Genomic DNA, 17,084 nt, shown 5'->3' on the forward strand with positions numbered 1-17,084 from the left:
ATACATGACGCAGCTTATACCCCCCAGGGGTATGAAGTGAAGTGAGAGCGCGAAGAGAGAGCGCCCAGAAGGAGTGATGAGGCCGTGACCAGCACCACCGCCCCCGGCACCGCCGAGGTCGAACTCGCCATCGGCGGCATGACCTGCGCCTCCTGCGCGGCACGCATCGAGAAGAAGCTCAACCGCATGGACGGCGTCACCGCCACCGTCAACTACGCGACGGAGAAGGCGAAGGTGTCGTACGCCGCGGACGTGTCCGTGCCCGACCTCATCGCCACCGTCGAGGCCACCGGGTACACGGCCCACGAGCCGCTGCCCCCGCGGACGGACGCCCCGGCCGCCGCCGAACCCGACGAGCTGAAGCCGCTGCGCGAGCGGCTGGTCACCGCCGTCGTCCTGGCCGTCCCGGTGATCGCCATGGCGATGATTCCGGCGCTGCAGTTCGAGTACTGGCAGTGGCTGTCCCTCACCCTGGCCGCGCCCGTCGTGACCTACGCCGCCTGGCCGTTCCACCGCGCCGCCTGGACCAACGCCCGGCACGGCGCCGCCACCATGGACACGCTGATCTCGGTCGGCACCTCGGCGGCGTTCGTCTGGTCGCTGTGGGCGCTGTTCCTCGGCACCGCGGGCACGCCCGGCATGACCCACCCGTTCGAGCTGACCATCGCCCGCGGCGACGGCGCCGCCAACATCTATCTGGAGGCCGCCGCCGGGGTCACCGCGTTCATCCTGGCCGGGCGCTACTTCGAGGCCCGCTCCAAGCGCCGGGCGGGCGCGGCCCTGCGGGCGCTGATGGAGCTGGGCGCCAAGGACGTCACCGTGCTGCGGGACGGCGGCGAGGCGCGCGTACCCATCGGTGAGCTGAAGGTCGGGGACCGCTTCCTGGTGCGGCCCGGCGAGAAGATCGCCACCGACGGGACGGTGGTCGAGGGCTCGTCCGCCGTGGACGCCGCCACGCTCACCGGCGAGTCCGTGCCCGTCGAGGTCGGCGTCGGGGACCCGGTGACCGGGGCGACCGTGAACGCCGGGGGCCGCCTGGTCGTCGAGGCCACCCGGGTCGGCGCGGACACCCAGCTGGCGCGGATGGCCAGGCTGGTCGAGGACGCGCAGAACGGCAAGGCGGCGGCCCAGCGGCTCGCCGACCGGATCTCCGGTGTGTTCGTGCCGGTCGTCATCGCGCTCGCCCTCGGCACCCTCGGCTTCTGGCTCGGCAACGGCGCCGGGCTGACCGCGGCCTTCACCGCCGCCGTCGCCGTACTGATCATCGCCTGCCCGTGCGCCCTGGGTCTCGCGACGCCGACCGCGCTGATGGTGGGCACCGGCCGCGGCGCGCAGCTCGGCATCCTGATCAAGGGCCCGGAGGTGCTGGAGTCCACCCGGCGCGTCGACACCGTCGTCCTCGACAAGACCGGCACCGTCACCACCGGCCGGATGACCCTGCTGGCCGTGCACACCGCCGACGGCGAGGACGAGACCGAGGTGCTGCGGCTGGCCGGGGCGCTGGAGCACGCCTCCGAGCACCCCGTCGCGCGGGCCGTCGCCACCGGCGCGCTGGAGCGGACGGGAGCCGCGCTGCCGGTGCCGGAGGACTTCGCGAACGTACCCGGACTCGGTGTGCAGGGCATCGTCGAGGGCCACGCGGTCCTCGTCGGCCGGGAGAAGCTGCTGGGTGAGTGGGCGATCGAGCTGCCCGCGGACCTCGCGGCGGCGAAGGCGGCGGCCGAGCGCTCAGGGCGCACGGCCATCGCGGTGGCCTGGGACGGCGGCGCGCGGGCCGTCCTCGAGGTCGCCGACGCGGTCAAGGACACCAGCGCCGAGGCCATCACCCGGCTGCGGGCGCTCGGGCTGCGGCCCGTCCTGCTCACCGGCGACAACAGGACGGTCGCGGAGGCGGTCGCCGCCGAGGTCGGCATCGACGAGGTGATCGCCGAGGTGCTGCCCGAGGACAAGGCCGCCGTGGTGAAGGGGCTGCAGGCACAGGGCCGTTCGGTGGCGATGGTTGGGGACGGGGTCAACGACGCCGCCGCGCTCGCCCAGGCCGACCTCGGGCTCGCGATGGGCACCGGCACGGACGCCGCGATCGAGGCGGGCGACCTGACCCTGGTCCGCGGCGACCTGCGGGCGGCGGCGGACGCGATCCGGCTGGCCCGGCGGACCCTCTCCACGATCAGGTCCAACCTGTTCTGGGCCTTCGCCTACAACGTCGCCGCCCTGCCGCTCGCCGCGGCGGGACTGCTCAACCCGATGATCGCCGGGGCGGCCATGGCCTTCTCCTCGGTCTTCGTGGTCGGCAACTCGCTGCGGCTGCGGCGGTTCAGGGCCGGGGCGTGAGGCGGTCCCGCAGCGCGCACAGGGCGTCGACCCGGTTCGTGGTGATCGAGTCGACGCCCGCGGCGATCAGCCGCCGCATGGCACGCCGGGTGTCCGGCGTCCATACGGAGACCAGATAGCCGTCGCCGTGGATCCGGTCGGCGACGGCCCGGTCCACCAGAGGGAAGCGGTAGTTGAGCCAGCGGGGCCGCACCGCGGCCAGCAGCGCCGGGCGCGGCGGGGCCAGCGTCGTCCAGGTCAGGGCGATCTCGGCGGCGGGGTCGGCGGCGCGGACCGCGAGCATCGCCGGGGCGCCCGCGCAGTAGTAGACGCGGTCCCGCGCCCCGGCCCCGCGTACGGCGTCCACGACCCGGCGAGCCGCCCGCACGCCCGGGGTCCCGGGCAGGTCGAGCATCACCCGGTGCCCGTCGGTCGCCGCCAGCGCCTCCACCAGCGTCGGCACCCGGCCCGCCGTCAGGCCGCGCACCTCCGCCGCGGACAGCGCCAGCAGCGGCCGGTCGTGCTCCCACAGCCGCTTCAGCGTCTCGTCGTGCAGCAGCAGCGGGACGCCGTCCCGGGTGAGCCGTACGTCGATCTCGACGGCGTCCGCGCCCAGCCGGATCGCGGAGGTCAGCGAGTCGAGCGTGTTCTCCCGGAAGCGGTAGGGGTCACCCCGGTGGGCGACCGCGGTGACGGTGCGCGCGGGGTGCGCGGGTCGCGCGGGGTGCGCGGGGTGCGCGGGTCGCTCGGGTCGCACGGGTCGCTCGGGTCGTGGACGGTCGGTCATCGGGCGGCGAGCCAGTCCGTGGTGTACGAGTCGATCTCGGCGGCGAGCTTCGCCTTGCCCGCCGGGTCGAGGAAGGACACGGTCACGGCGTTCTTCGCCAGCTCGGCGAGTCCGCGCTCGTCGAGGCCGAGGAGCCGGGCGGCGACGGCGTACTCGTTGTTCAGATCGGTGCCGAACATCGGCGGGTCGTCGGAGTTGACCGTGACGGTGATCCCGGCCTCCACGAACTGCCTTATCGGGTGCTCCTCCAGCGTGCGGACCGCGCGGGTGGCGATGTTCGAGGTCGGGCAGACCTCCAGGGCGATCCCGTGCTCGGCGAGGTGCGCCAGCAGCTTCGGGTCCCGCGCGGAGCTGGTGCCGTGCCCGATGCGCTCGGCGCGCAGATGCGTGAGCGCGTCCCACACCGTCTCAGGCCCGGTGGTCTCACCGGCGTGCGGCACCGACCGCAGCCCGGCGGCGATCGCCCGGTCGAAGTAGGGCTTGAACTGCGGCCTGGGCACACCGATCTCCGGCCCGCCGAGCCCGAAGGACACCAGGCCCTCCGGGCGCAGCCGGTCGTCGGTGGCCAGCCGCACCGTCTCCTCCGCCGACTCCAGACCGGCCTCGCCGGGAATGTCGAAGCACCAGCGCAGTACGGTCCCGAACTCGGCCTCCGCCGCCTTGCGGGCGTCCTCGATCGCGTCCATGAAGGACGCCTCGTCGATCCCGCGCCGGGTCGAGGAGTACGGCGTGATGGTCAGCTCGGCGTAGCGCACCTGCTGCCGGGCCAGCTCCCGCGCCACCTCGTACGTCAGCAGGCGGACGTCCTCCGGGGTGCGGATGAGGTCGACCACCGACAGGTACACGTCGATGAAGTGGGCGAAGTCCGTGAAGGTGAAGAAGTCCGCCAGCGCCTCGGGGTCGGTGGGCACCTTGGAGTCGGGGTGGCGGGCGGCCAGTGCGGAGACGATGCGCGGGGAGGCGGAACCCACGTGGTGCACGTGCAGTTCGGCCTTGGGCAGTCCGGCGATGAAGGCGTGCAGATCGCGCGGGACGCGCGGCTCGACGAGACGGTCGGTCAAGGTTCCTCCCCGGGAACGGCGCCCCGGCCTCTTCTCCTGTGGGGTGGCGGGGCGCGGTGATCGGCTGATCGGTGACTCGGGATCATCGTAGGCCGCACCCGAACCGTGGCGTGCCCCGCCGTAGCATGGCGGCACCTACGACAGAGGGGGCCACGCATGTCCGACGACCCGCGGCCGTCCGCCGACGGCGGCACGGGCGAAGGCGGCCCTGCGGGGGACGGTGCCGCGCGGGTGCCGCTGGGCAAGCCGGGCGACACGCCCCCGCCCCGGCAGGACCGGGACCCCTGGGCCCCGCCCGCCGACGACCTGCGCCCCGGACCGCCGCCGCCCTCCGTCCACGACCAGCAGACGATCACGTCGCTGCCCGGGGAGGGAGCGGGCTACCCGCCCCCGCCGCAGCAGTGGACCGGCCCCGCCCACCCGTTCGCGCCCCAGCCGCAGCAGTGGACCGGCCCCGCCAACCCGTTCGCGCCCCCGGCGCAGGACTCACCGGTCCCGCCGCCGCCCCTCGCCCCCGGCGGCCCGGGCGCTCCCGGCTACGGCTACGGCTACGGCTACCCCGGCGGGTACGGCCACCCGGCCCCGTACCCGCCCGGCGCCCACCTCGGCTGGCACCGTCCGCCCCCGCAGACCAGCAACGGCATGGGCACGGCGGGCCTGGTGCTCGGCATCGTCGCCACCGTGCTGTTCTGCCTGTGGCCGCTGGCCTTCATCCTCGGCCTGCTCGGCGTCGTCTTCGGCGCGATCGGCCGCCGGAAGGCGACCCGGGGCGAGGCCGACAACGGTGGCCAGGCCCTCGCCGGGATCATCTGCGGCGCGGTGGCCATGGTGCTGGCGGTGGGCATGGGGGCGCTGGTGATCTTCGTGCCCTGAGCGGCGCGCACCGCTCCGGTTCGTCTGAGTACGCCTACTCATGACGCCTCCCGCCGGGCCGGAGACGATGGGCCCTGCCTAGGCACGTGTGGACGGGACCGGATCCGGAGGTGGGGACGTGGGCAGATTCCTGGCAGCGGTGGTGGCCGTGGTCGCGGCGGGAGCCGCACTGCTCCTCGCACACGCGGCGGGGGCGCCGCCCGCGGTGGTGTTCGCCGTCGGCGCGGGCGTACTGAGCCTGTTGTGGCTGCTGTTCCTGCTCACCCTGCCCTGGAACCTCTACTTCCGTGCGCACTCCGTGCTAGCCGAGATCGCCGTGAGCCGGGAGAAGGGCATGGAGGTCCCGACGGCCCGGGACGCCGAGGCCGCGCGCATCGCCCGCACGATGCTGCGGGCGGCGGTCGCGGGCCATGTCCTGACGGCGGCGGTCGTCTTCGCGGTGACCTGGGCGTCGGGCGAGTTCACCGGCTACTGGTTCGTCGCGTTCTTCCTGCTGAGCACCTTCTTCCGCCCGGCCGCCGCGTACTTCGGCCAGCTCCGCCGACGCCTCGGCACCCTTCTGAAGGACGTCACCTATCCCCGGGACGACGTCGTGGAGCTGCACGCCCGGCTGGACCGCACCGAGGCCGGGGCGCGGGTCCTGGAGGAGAAGGCCGAGGACCACTACCGGGCCCTCGCCGAGCTGCGCCGCACCGTGGACGCGCTGGCCATGAGCGCTTACGAACGCGCCGAGGAGGCGGACCGCAGGATCGCCGCGCTGGGCCGCGAGTTCGAGTCCACGGTCAACCGCCTCACCGACAACCAGGAGATCATCGCGGGCGTCAAGGCGTTCCTACGCCTGCTGCGCACCACGGACGCGACGGGCGGGGCCCCGGCGTCTAACTGACCCCGTCCCCCCGCAGCCGCTCCCGCGCCTCCATCAGCGCGAACCCCAGCAGGTTCAGCCCCCGCCACCGCTCCGGGTCCGACGCTCCCCCGTCCGTGGCCGTGAGGCCGATTCCCCACACCCGGTCCATGGGACTCGCCTCCACCAGGACGCGCTCACCCGTCCCGAGCAGGAACCCCCGCAGCTCCTCCCGGGCCGCGAACTTGTGGACGCTGCCCGTCACGACGATCCCGAAGCGCTCGCGCGCCCATACGGCCTCGTCGAAGCCGCGCACCAGCCGCCCCGCCTTCTTGGCCTCGGCGGGATGGTCCGCGGCGAGCACCCGCCGCTCCGCCTCCGTGTCGTCGAAGAGGCGGGCCTTCGCGGCCATCATCCAGTGCTCGGCCGTCGCGTACTCCACGCCGCCCACCGTGAACGGCGACGGCCACCACTGGCTCAGACAGCTCGCGCCCACCCGCCCGTCGGCCCGCGGCCGGTGTCCCCAGAAGTGCAGGTACCTGATCCCCGCCCCCGCGCGGACCGCCCTGACCAGGGCTTCCCGAGAATCGATCGTCTCCATGCAGCCGAGTCTGGCAGGCACCACTGACACTCCGTCCCCCATTTCCCCGCCCCACTCGACACCTGGTCGACAGATTCCGTCGCTTAACCAAAAGGCAACAACGGAATCCCTTGTTGGAGTGCGGTTCCTCTGTCAGGATCGGCACTCAAATCGAGCCGGAGCTACGCCACCCGCCTCCGAACAGGGGCGATGGCGGAGGAGAGCGACATGCACAACCCGGGCACCGCAACCCCGGAACGATTTCCCGCGCAGGAACGCTTCGCCGAGGGCGCGCAGTACATCGCCGGACGCCTGACGAAGGGCACCTCCGGCCGCACTCACGCCGTGGTCGACCCCGCCACGGGCGAGGAGGTGTACGTCTACGAACTCGCCGGTCCCGCCGACGTGGACGCGGCCGTCACCGCCGCCCGCGCGGCGTTCCCGGGCTGGTCCGGGGCCACCCCGGGCGAGCGCTCCGACGCGCTGCACCGCTTCGCCGCCGTCCTCGCCGACCGCGCCGAGGACTTCGCCCGCGCCGAGTCCCTCCAGTGCGGCAAGCCGCTGAAGCTGACCCGCGAGTTCGACGTCCCGGGCACCATCGACAACACCGCCTTCTTCGCGGGCGCCGCCCGGCACCTCCAGGGGCAGTCGGCCGGTGAGTACTCCGGCGACCACACCTCGTACGTCCGCCGCGAACCCATCGGCGTCGTCGGCTCCATCGCGCCCTGGAACTACCCCCTCCAGATGGCCGCCTGGAAGATCCTCCCGGCGGTCGCCGCGGGCAACACCATCGTCCTGAAGCCCGCCGAGCTGACCCCGCTCACCTCCCTCCTCTTCGCCCAGGCCGCCACCGCGGCGGGCATCCCCGACGGCGTGATCAACATCGTCACCGGCACCGGCAAGGAAGCGGGCGAGCACCTCGTCGGCCACCCCGACGTCGCCATGACCTCCTTCACCGGCTCCACCGCCGTCGGCAAGCGCGTCGCCGAGATCGCCACCGCCACCGTCAAGCGCCTGCACCTGGAGCTGGGCGGCAAGGCCCCCTTCGTGGTCTTCGACGACGCCGACCTGGAGGCCGCCGTGCACGGCGCGGTCGCGGGCGCGCTCATCAACACCGGGCAGGACTGCACGGCCGCCACGCGCGCGTACGTACAGCGTCCGCTGTACGAGGCGTTCGTCGAGCGGACCGCCGCCCTGATGCAGAGCGTCCGCCTCGGTGACCCCTTCGCGCCCGGCACCGACCTCGGCCCGCTGATCTCGCACACCCAGCGCGACCGTGTCGCCGCCTTCGTCGACCGGGCACGCGGGTACGCGCGCGTGGTCACCGGCGGCGAGGCCCCGCGGGGCGGGCTGGAGGACGGCGCCTACTACCGGCCCACCCTCGTCGCCGACGCCGCGCAGGACAGCGAGATCGTCCAGTCGGAGATCTTCGGCCCGGTCCTCGTCGTGCTTCCCTTCGACACCGACGACGAGGGCCTGGCGCTCGCCAACGACACCCCGTACGGCCTCGCCGCCTCCGCCTGGACCCGGGACGTCTACCGCGCGGGCCGCGCCACGCGCGAGATCAAGGCGGGGTGTGTGTGGGTCAACGACCACATTCCGATCATCAGTGAGATGCCGCACGGCGGCTACCAGGCATCCGGCTTCGGAAAGGACATGTCCGTGTACTCCTTCGAGGAGTACACGCAGCTCAAGCACGTCATGTACGACAACACGGCGGTCGCCAGGAAGGACTGGCACCGCACGATCTTCGGGGACCGATAGCAACCAGGCCGTCCGACCCACGGCCGCCTACCCTCCCGAAAGGGCACCACGCGCATGGAGCAGTTCGAGCCCGACCGCCTGTCCCCGGCCCAAGTGGCCGCCATGCGGCGCAGTTTCCGACGCGGCAGGGCCTCCCTGACCCGCCGTTCGCTGCTGCGCGCCTCCGCGGGCGGCGCGCTCACGGTCGGCGGCCTGGGCGCGCTCAGCGCCTGCGGCATCCCGCCCGCGGGCCAGTCCGAGGGCGGCGTCTCCGCCGAGGACCACTCGGAGAAGGAGAAGACCGTCAGCTTCTCCAACTGGACCGAGTACATGGACGTCGACGAGAGCGAGAAGCACCACCCCACGCTCGACGCGTTCAAGAAGCGGACCGGCATCACGGTCAAGTACACCGAGGACATCAACGACAACGTCGAGTTCTTCGGCAAGATCAAGCCCCAGCTCGCCGCCGGTCAGGAGACCGGACGCGACCTGATCTGCGTCACCGACTGGCTCGCCGCCCGCCTGATCCGCTTCGGATGGGTCCAGAAACTGGACCCGGCCAACCTGCCGACCGCCTACGCCAACCTCTCCCAGCAGTTCCGCAGCCCCGACTGGGACCCCGGGCGGGCGTACTCGTACCCCTGGACCGGTATCTCCACGGTCATCGCCTACAACAGGAAGGCGCTGGACGGCCAGGAGGTGCGCTCGGTCTCCGACCTGCTCGACAACCCCAAGCTCAAAGGCAAGGTCGGCTTCCTGTCCGAGATGCGCGACAGCATCGGGATGACCCTGCTCGACATGGGCAAGGACCCCGGCAGGTTCAGCGACGACGACTACGACGCGGCCGTGGCACGGCTCCAGAAGGCCGTCGACAAGGGCCAGATCCGCCGCTTCACCGGCAACGACTACACCGCCGACCTCACCAAGGGCGACTTCGCCGCCTGTCTCGCGTGGGCCGGTGACGTCGTACAGCTCAAGGCGGACAGCCCCGACGTGGACTTCCTGATCCCCGACAGCGGCTACATGACGTCCACGGACAACCTGCTGGTCCCCAACAAGGCCCGCCACAAGACCAACGCCGAACGCCTCATCGACTACTACTACGAGCCCGGCCCGGCCGCGCAGCTCGCCGCGTACATCAACTACGTGTGTCCCGTCGACGGGGTGAAGGCGGAGCTGGCGAAGATCGACGAGGACGCGGCCAACAACCCGCTGATCCTCCCCGACAAGGACATGGCCGCCAAGTCTCGCGCCTTCCGCTCCCTGAGCGCGAAGGAAGAGACGGCGTACGAAGAGAAGTTCGCGAAGCTCACAGGGGCGTGACGAGATGACGACGACAGACGCTACGGCGGGCAGCGGCGACGTCCGCCTCTCCGGCATCAGCAAGACCTACGGCGCCTTCACCGCCGTGCACCCGCTCGACCTGACCGTCCCGCAGGGCTCGTTCTTCGCCCTGCTCGGCGCCTCCGGCTGCGGCAAGACCACCACCCTGCGCATGATCGCGGGCCTGGAGGAGCCCAGCTCGGGCACCGTCCACCTCGGCGACCAGGACGTGACGAGGCTGCCGCCGTACAAGCGGCCGGTGAACACCGTCTTCCAGTCCTACGCGCTCTTCCCGCACCTCGACATCTTCGAGAACGTCGCCTTCGGGCTGCGCCGCCGCGGCATCAAGAGCGTGAAGAAGCAGGTCGAGGAGATGCTCGACCTGGTGCAGCTCGGCGAGCAGGCCCGCAAGAAGCCGCACCAGCTCTCCGGCGGCCAGCAGCAGCGCGTCGCGGTGGCCCGCGCGCTGATCAACCACCCCAAGGTGCTGCTCCTCGACGAGCCGCTCGGCGCCCTCGACCTGAAGCTGCGCCGCCAGATGCAGCTGGAGCTGAAGCGCATCCAGACCGAGGTCGGCATCACCTTCATCCATGTCACGCACGACCAGGAGGAGGCCATGACCATGGCCGACACGGTCGCCGTGATGAACGCGGGCCGCGTCGAACAGCTCGGCGCCCCCGCCGACCTCTACGAGAACCCGCGCACCACGTTCGTCGCCAACTTCCTCGGCACCTCCAACCTGATCGAGGCCGAGGTCGACACCACCAGCGGCGACGAGATCGTCCTCAAGGCGGGCGGCGGCAAGCTCACCCTGCCCACCGGGCGCTGCTCCGCGCCCGCGACGACCGGCGGCAAGGTCCTGGTCGGCGTGCGCCCGGAGAAGATCTCCCTCACCCACGCCGACGACGCGGGCGAGATCCCGGCCGGGCGCAACCGCGTCACCGGCAAGATCGCCGACGCCAGCTTCATCGGGGTGTCGACCCAGTACGTCGTCGACAGCCCGGCCGGTGCCGAACTCGCCGTCTACGTCCAGAACGTCGACCGCGACACCCGCCTCGTCCCCGGCGCCGACGTCGTCCTGCACTGGAGCCCCGCCCACACCTTCGGCCTGGACGCCTCCCAGGACATCGAGGCCGGAGTGGAAGAGGCCGTGTGATGACGACGACCCTCACCGAGGCGCCGCCGCCTCTCAGCCCCACCGCGCCGGACCGCAAGCCACCCCGCAAGCGCGGGCGCTGGACGCCGTATCTGCTCCTGCTCCCCGGCATCCTCTGGCTGCTGGTCTTCTTCGCGCTGCCGGTGATCTACCAGGCCTCCACGTCCGTGCAGACGGGCTCCCTGGAGGAGGGCTACGAGGTCACCTGGCACTTCGCCACCTACTGGGACGCGCTGACCGACTACTGGCCGCAGTTCCTGCGCTCGGTGCTGTACGCCGGGACCGCCACCTTCCTGTGCCTGCTGCTCGGCTACCCGCTGGCGTATCTGATCGCCTTCCGCGCGGGCCGCTGGCGGAACCTGATCATGATCCTGGTGATCGCGCCGTTCTTCACCAGCTTCCTGATCCGCACCCTGGCCTGGAAGACGATCCTCGCGGACGGCGGCCCGGTCGTCGGTGCCCTGAACAGCCTGCACGTCCTCGATGTCACCAGCTGGCTCGGCATGACCGCGGGCGACCGGGTGCTGGCCACCCCGCTGGCGGTGGTGTGCGGTCTGACGTACAACTTCCTGCCGTTCATGATCCTGCCGCTGTACACCTCGCTGGAGCGCATCGACCCCCGGCTGCACGAGGCGGCGAACGACCTGTACGCGCGCCCGTCGACGACCTTCCGCCGGGTCACCTTCCCGCTGTCGATGCCGGGTGTCGTCTCCGGCACGCTGCTGACCTTCATCCCGGCCACCGGTGACTACGTCAACGCCGATCTGCTCGGCTCCACCGACACCAGAATGATCGGCAATGTCATCCAGTCGCAGTTCCTGCGGATTCTCGACTATCCGACGGCCGCCGCGCTGTCCTTCATCCTGATGTTCGCGATCCTCATCATGGTCACGCTCTACATCCGCAGGTCGGGGACGGAGGACCTGGTCTAAATGGCCTTCGCTAACTGGCTCAAGCGCCATCTCGTCGTCATCGCGGGACTGCTGACGCTCGGATACCTGCTGCTTCCGAACGTCGTCGTCACGGTCTTCTCCTTCAACAACCCCAAGGGCCGCTTCAACTACGAGTGGCAGCAGTTCTCCCTGGACGCCTGGCAGGACCCGTGCGGCGTCTCGGGGCTGTGCGACTCGCTCACCCTCAGCCTCCAGATCGCCTTCTGGGCGACCCTGGGCGCCACCGTCCTCGGCACGATGATCGCCTTCGCGCTGGTCCGCTACCGCTTCCGCGCGCGCGGGCCGATCAACTCGCTGATCTTCCTGCCGATGGCGATGCCCGAGGTGGTGATGGCGGCCTCGCTGCTCACCCTCTTCCTCAACATGGGCGCGCAGCTCGGCTTCTGGACGATTCTGATCGCCCACATCATGTTCTGCCTGAGTTTCGTCGTCGTCGCGGTCAAGGCGCGGGTGATGTCCATGGACCCCCGGCTGGAACAGGCCGCGCAGGACCTGTACGCCGGTCCCGTGCAGACCTTCCTGCGGGTCACCCTGCCGATCGCGGCCCCCGGAATCGCGGCGGGCGCGCTGCTCGCCTTCGCGCTCTCCTTCGACGACTTCATCATCACCAATTTCAACTCGGGCGCGACGGTCACCTTCCCCATGTTCGTCTGGGGCTCGGCACAGCGCGGAACGCCCGTACAGATCAATGTCGTCGGTACGGCCATGTTCCTGATCGCCGTACTGCTGGTGGTGGCCTCCATGGTCATCAGCAGCCGCCGTACCAAGCAAAAGGCGTAAGGTCCCGTTCCGGGACTTCCTCGTAGGGAGTTGAAATCATGGCCCCGAGCGCCATGAGCCGTGACAACGAAAAGCACCACTGGACGACATCCCTCTCCGAGGCCCAGCCGGTCCCGTACTGGCTGGACGACCCCGGCAGGCCCCGTCCCGAGCCCGCGCTCACCGGCGTCGAGACCTGCGACCTGCTGGTCGTCGGCGGCGGCTACAGCGGACTGTGGACCGCGCTGGGCGCCAAGGAGCGCGATCCGCGGCGGGACGTGGTCCTGGTCGAAGGCCGTGAGGTGGGCTGGGCCGCCTCCGGCCGCAACGGCGGCTTCTGCGCCGCCTCCCTCACCCACGGCCTGCCCAACGGGCTCACCCGCTGGCCGAAGGAGATCCACCGACTGGAGGAGTTGGGCGCCCGCAACCTCGACGGGATCGAGGCGGCGGTCGCCCGGCACGGCATCGACTGCGACTTCGAACGCACCGGCGAGATCGATGTCGCCACCGAGCCCTACCAGGCCCGCGAACTGCGCGACTGGCACGCCGAACTGCGCCGCCACGGCCTCGCCGACGGCATCGAGTACCTGGACGCCGACGCGGTCCGCGAACAGGTCGCGTCCCCCACCTTCCAGGCGGGCCTGCACGACCCCCGGGGCGTCGCCCTGGTCAACCCCGCGAAACTCGCCTGGGGCCTGAAGCGGGCGTGCCTGCGCCTCGGCGTCCGCCTCTACGAGCACACCCCCGCGCTCACCCTGAAGCAGCACGGTGGTGGGATGGCCGTGTCCACCCCCTACGGCCGGATCCGCGCCCGCCGCGTGGCCCTCGGCACGAACGTCTTCCCGAACCTGGTCCGGCGCGTCCGGGCGTACACGGTCCCGGTCTACGACTACGCCCTGATGACCGAACCCCTGACGCCGGGGCAACTGGCCTCGATCGGCTGGCAGAACCGCCAGGGCCTCGGCGACAGCGCCAACCAGTTCCACTACTTCCGGCTCTCCGCCGACAACCGGATCCTGTGGGGCGGCTACGACGCGATCTACCCGTACGGCGGCAGGGTGCGCGCCGAGTACGACGACCGCCCGGAGACCTACGCCAAGCTCGCCGGGCACTTCTTCACCTGCTTCCCGCAGTTGGAGGGCGTCCGCTTCACGCACGCGTGGGGCGGCGCGATCGACACCTGCTCGCGCTTCTCGGCGTTCTTCGGCACGGCCCACGGCGGCCGGGTCGCGTACGCGGCGGGCTATACGGGCCTCGGGGTCGGCGCCAGCCGCTTCGGCGCGGACGTGATGCTGGACCTGCTGGCGGGGGAGCGCACCGAGCGCACCGAACTGGAGATGGTCCGCAGCAAGCCGTTGCCCTTCCCGCCGGAGCCGTTCGCCTGGACGGGCATCGCGCTCACCAAGTGGTCGCTGGCGCGGGCGGACGCCCGGCAGGGGCAGCGCAACCTGTGGCTGCGGACGATGGACAGGCTGGGCCTGGGCTTCGACAGCTGAGGGCCGCACGGTCCGGGCCGGTGTGACCCGCATCACTCCAACGGGTCGCCGGAACCCGCGTAATGCACACCGAGGAACCTCCCTCTCCCTCCCGACGCGACCGCCGCGTCCACGAAGAGACAGGGAGGTCCCGCATGAGTGGGGCAAAGACGGCAGTCGAATGGCTGGCATCCGTCGCACCGGACCCCGAGGCCTGCCGCTGGGAATGGGAGCGCAACCCCCTGGGGGTGGTGCTCCTGCCCGCGGGCAAGGCGTGGGACGTACTGATCCTGCCGGGCGAACTCGGCTATCCGACCCTCGACGTCCTTACCCGCATCCTCGACCAGCCCGGCCCGGTACTGGTCGACTTCGGGGACGCCCGCATGGGCTTCTTCGTCCCGCCGGGCACCGCGGCCCGCTGGCTGGGCACGGGCATCCGCACGGCGGGGGCGGGCACCTGGATCGTCGTACCGTACCCGGGCCGCGCGACGGGCGGGGTGCGCTGGCTGGTGCCTCCGGACGGCTCCGGCACCCTCACCGACCCCGCGCTGCTGGAGCTGGCGATGCACGAGGCGGCGGCGGGTCTGGCGACCGAGGGGGACGGCTAGGGACCGAGGTCCGGGCCTGTCGCCGGAGGCCTTGACCCCTCAATTGGTCTGGACCAAGCTGTGCAGTGTTCGCCCGACGTGTTTGTTCCACGTGTTCGTCCCCCTCCAATTCCCCCACTCCCGGAGGCACTTGTGGACCGCAGACCCCTGGTCGCCCTGCTCACGGCCGCCGTCCTGACCGTGCCCGGCCTCACCGCGCTCTCGTCGGCCGCCCGTGCGGCCGACGCGGACCTGATCCGCAACGGCGGCTTCGAGGCGGGCCTCGACAACTGGACCTGTACGGCCGCCACGGCGGTCGGCTCACCTGTGCGCAGCGGAAGTTCGGCGCTGCGGGCCACCCCCGCCGGCAGCGACAACGCCCGGTGCGCGCAGACCGTGACGGTACGCCCGGACTCCCAGTACACGCTGACGGCCCACGTCCAGGGCTCGTACGTCTACGCGGGCGCGACCGGCACGGGCACCACCGACGTCTCCACCTGGACCCAGTCGGCCCCGTCCTGGCAGCCACTGACGACGACCTTCCGCACCGGCCCGGCCACCACCCGCGTCACCGTCTACACCCACGGCTGGTACGGCACCGGCGCCTACCACGCCGACGACATATCCCTGATGGGCCCCTCCGCCGACCCGGGCCAGCCCCCCGCCCCGCCCACCGGCTTGGCGACCGGCACCGTCACCTCCTCCAGCGTCGCCCTGACCTGGTCCCCGGTCCCGGGCGCGACGGGCTACGCGGTCTACCGCGACGGCACACGCCTGCGCACGGTCACCGGCACGTCGACGACGGTGACGGGCCTGACCCCGCAGACCTCCTACGCGTTCCAGGTGGCGGCGCTGAACGACGCAGGCGAGTCGGCGCGCTCGGCGACGGTCACCGCCACGACGCCCCCCGGCCCGGGCGGCGGCACCGGGGACCTCCCGCCCCACGCCCTGGTCGGCTACCTGCACGCCAGCTTCGCCAACGGCTCCGGCTACACCCGCCTGGCCGACGTCCCCGACAGCTGGGACGTCATCGACCTCGCCTTCGGCGAACCGACCTCGGTCACCTCGGGCGACATCCGCTTCAACCGCTGCCCGGCGACGGAGTGCCCGAACGTCGAGAGCGACGCGGAGTTCAAGTCGGCGATCCGCGCGAAGCAGGCCGCGGGCAAGAAGGTGCTGATCTCCATAGGCGGGCAGAACGGCCAGGTACGCCTGACGACGACGGCGGCGAGGGACACGTTCGTCGCCTCGGTCTCGAAGATCATCGACGAGTACGGACTGGACGGCCTCGACATCGACTTCGAGGGCCACTCCCTCTCCCTGGACGCCACCGACACGGACTTCAAGAACCCGAAGACCCCGGTGATCGTGAACCTGATCTCCGCCCTGAAGACCCTGAAGGCGAGGTACGGCGACGACTTCGTCCTGACGATGGCCCCGGAGACCTTCTTCGTCCAACTCGGCTACCAGTACTACGGCACCGGCCAGTGGGGCGGCCAGGACCCGCGAGCGGGCGCCTACCTCCCGGTCATCCACGCGATGCGCGACGACCTGACCCTGCTCCACGTCCAGGACTACAACTCCGGCCCCGTCATGGGCCTGGACAACCAGTACCACTCCATGGGCGGCGCCGACTTCCACATAGCCATGACGGACATGCTCCTCACCGGCTTCCCGGTCGCGGGCAACGCCAACAACGTCTTCCCGCCCCTGCGCCCCGACCAGATAGCCATCGGCATGCCCGCGACGACGAACGCGGGCAACGGCCACGTACCGCCGTCGGAGGTGGTGAAGACCCTGGACTGCCTGACGAGGAAGCAGAACTGCGGCTCGTACGCCACCCACGGCACCTGGCCGTCCCTGCGGGGCCTGATGACGTGGTCGATCAACTGGGACCGCTTCGGGGGCTGGGAGTTCCAGCGGACGTTCGACGACTACTTCGGCTGACCAGCCCGGTGAAGGCGGCCAGCATCACGACCGCCAGACACCAACTGCCGACGACATCCAGCGGCCAGTGGTACCCCTGCCGCACCAGCCCGGCCCCCACCCCGAGGTTGAGCAGCACACACCCGCCCACCAGCACCCTCCGCCCCCGCGCGGTGCGCACCCACGGAAGGACGAGCAAGGCCGCACAGCCATAGCCGACGGCGGCGGTGGCGGTGTGCCCGGACGGATAGAACCCGCTCCCGGGCGTGACGGCGGTACCGCCCCGGTCGATCAGCTCCTTGAGCGGTACGACGACCACGGGCACGAGCGCCATCACCGCCACCGCCACCGCCCCGGGCACCCACCACCGTGCCCCACCCCGCGCCCGGCCCCACCAGGCGGTGCCCACCGCGACGACCACCAGCACGGGCACCGCCACCGCCACCCCGCCCAGATCGGCGAACAGCTCCGCGAGCCAGCCCCGCTCCACCAAGTCCCGCCCGACCCGCTCGTCCACGCCGATGAGGGGGCCGTCGGTGGCGACCTGCCAGGTGAGCAGGGCGAAGAGGGCCACGGCGGCGGCGACGAGGGCGGGGAGGCTTCGGCTCGGGGGCGCAAAGGGCATGGGGACAGCTTGTCAGGCGTGATCAACGCGCTGAAGGGCCAGCGCAAGGGGGGGTTTGCGCTGGCCCTTCAGTGGGCGGCGC

At 71.6% G+C, this 17,084-nt stretch carries 15 protein-coding genes; 11 read left to right on the forward strand and 4 right to left on the reverse strand.

Annotation, left to right across the window (positions count from 1 at the left end; genetic code table 11):
- The first annotated feature begins 84 nt into the window (after nt 1-84).
- A complete protein-coding gene (locus tag ACFVQG_RS31290) occupies nt 85-2,331 on the forward strand; it encodes a heavy metal translocating P-type ATPase (RefSeq protein ID WP_383389772.1) in 2,247 nt (748 codons plus the stop codon).
- Here ACFVQG_RS31290 and ACFVQG_RS31295 read toward each other — a convergent pair.
- Both ACFVQG_RS31295 and ACFVQG_RS31300 read right to left on the reverse strand, forming a co-directional pair.
- The gene (locus ACFVQG_RS31295) at nt 2,315-3,067 is read right to left on the reverse strand and encodes a glycerophosphodiester phosphodiesterase (protein WP_383389774.1); all 753 of its coding nucleotides are present in this window, start codon (nt 3,065-3,067) and stop codon (nt 2,315-2,317) included. The two genes, ACFVQG_RS31290 and ACFVQG_RS31295, sit on opposite strands and share 17 nt — an antisense overlap.
- 26 nt (nt 3,068-3,093) lie before the next feature.
- On the reverse strand, nt 3,094-4,293 hold the full coding sequence (locus ACFVQG_RS31300) for an adenosine deaminase (RefSeq protein ID WP_383389776.1): 1,200 nt from the start codon (nt 4,291-4,293) through the stop codon (nt 3,094-3,096).
- Between the two features lie 21 nt (nt 4,294-4,314).
- Between ACFVQG_RS31300 and ACFVQG_RS31305 the strand changes: the two genes are divergently transcribed.
- Nucleotides 4,315-5,031, forward strand: coding sequence for a DUF4190 domain-containing protein (locus ACFVQG_RS31305; protein WP_383389777.1), 717 nt, complete (start codon nt 4,315-4,317; stop codon nt 5,029-5,031).
- Nucleotides 5,032-5,149: 118 nt separating this feature from the next.
- Entirely contained in the window at nt 5,150-5,917 is a 768-nt protein-coding gene (locus tag ACFVQG_RS31310) for a hypothetical protein (protein WP_383389778.1), read from the forward strand.
- On the opposite strand, the gene ACFVQG_RS31315 is transcribed toward ACFVQG_RS31310, so the two are convergent.
- Nucleotides 5,910-6,476, reverse strand: coding sequence for an NADAR family protein (locus tag ACFVQG_RS31315; protein ID WP_383389780.1), 567 nt, complete (start codon nt 6,474-6,476; stop codon nt 5,910-5,912). The two genes, ACFVQG_RS31310 and ACFVQG_RS31315, sit on opposite strands and share 8 nt — an antisense overlap.
- A 207-nt stretch (nt 6,477-6,683) precedes the next feature.
- Here ACFVQG_RS31315 and ACFVQG_RS31320 point away from each other — a divergent pair, with 207 nt between their 5' ends.
- From ACFVQG_RS31320 to ACFVQG_RS31355, 8 genes are all read left to right on the forward strand, one after another.
- Entirely contained in the window at nt 6,684-8,219 is a 1,536-nt protein-coding gene (locus ACFVQG_RS31320; protein WP_383389782.1) for a gamma-aminobutyraldehyde dehydrogenase, read from the forward strand.
- Nucleotides 8,220-8,273: 54 nt separating this feature from the next.
- Nucleotides 8,274-9,521: a PotD/PotF family extracellular solute-binding protein gene (locus ACFVQG_RS31325; protein WP_383389784.1), complete on the forward strand. Its 1,248-nt coding sequence runs from the start codon at nt 8,274-8,276 to the stop codon at nt 9,519-9,521.
- A gap of 4 nt (nt 9,522-9,525) precedes the next feature.
- On the forward strand, nt 9,526-10,677 hold the full coding sequence (locus ACFVQG_RS31330) for an ABC transporter ATP-binding protein (RefSeq protein WP_383389786.1): 1,152 nt from the start codon (nt 9,526-9,528) through the stop codon (nt 10,675-10,677).
- Nucleotides 10,677-11,609 carry an ABC transporter permease gene (locus ACFVQG_RS31335; RefSeq protein ID WP_383389788.1) on the forward strand — a complete coding sequence of 311 codons (933 nt, stop codon included), beginning with the start codon at nt 10,677-10,679 and terminating at the stop codon, nt 11,607-11,609. The genes ACFVQG_RS31330 and ACFVQG_RS31335 overlap by 1 nt, the downstream gene beginning before the upstream one ends.
- Complete coding sequence (locus ACFVQG_RS31340) at nt 11,610-12,410, forward strand: ABC transporter permease (protein ID WP_383389790.1); 801 nt, start codon at nt 11,610-11,612, stop codon at nt 12,408-12,410. It abuts the gene before it with no gap.
- A 38-nt stretch (nt 12,411-12,448) separates the two neighbouring features.
- Nucleotides 12,449-13,885: an NAD(P)/FAD-dependent oxidoreductase gene (locus tag ACFVQG_RS31345; RefSeq protein ID WP_383389792.1), complete on the forward strand. Its 1,437-nt coding sequence runs from the start codon at nt 12,449-12,451 to the stop codon at nt 13,883-13,885.
- Nucleotides 13,886-14,019: 134 nt separating this feature from the next.
- Nucleotides 14,020-14,472: a hypothetical protein gene (locus ACFVQG_RS31350; RefSeq protein ID WP_383389794.1), complete on the forward strand. Its 453-nt coding sequence runs from the start codon at nt 14,020-14,022 to the stop codon at nt 14,470-14,472.
- A gap of 132 nt (nt 14,473-14,604) precedes the next feature.
- On the forward strand, nt 14,605-16,398 hold the full coding sequence (locus ACFVQG_RS31355; protein WP_383389796.1) for a chitinase: 1,794 nt from the start codon (nt 14,605-14,607) through the stop codon (nt 16,396-16,398).
- Here the strand turns inward: ACFVQG_RS31355 and ACFVQG_RS31360 are convergent.
- Nucleotides 16,337-17,002 (reverse strand): phosphatase PAP2 family protein, encoded by a 666-nt coding sequence (locus ACFVQG_RS31360; protein WP_383389798.1) that lies wholly within the window; start codon nt 17,000-17,002, stop codon nt 16,337-16,339. The genes ACFVQG_RS31355 and ACFVQG_RS31360 overlap by 62 nt on opposite strands.
- Nucleotides 17,003-17,084: the final 82 nt, after the last annotated feature.

Origin of the sequence: Streptomyces sp. NPDC057877, from assembly GCF_042796855.1 — a bacterium.
In the GTDB taxonomy this organism is placed as follows: Bacteria; Actinomycetota; Actinomycetes; order Streptomycetales; family Streptomycetaceae; genus Streptomyces.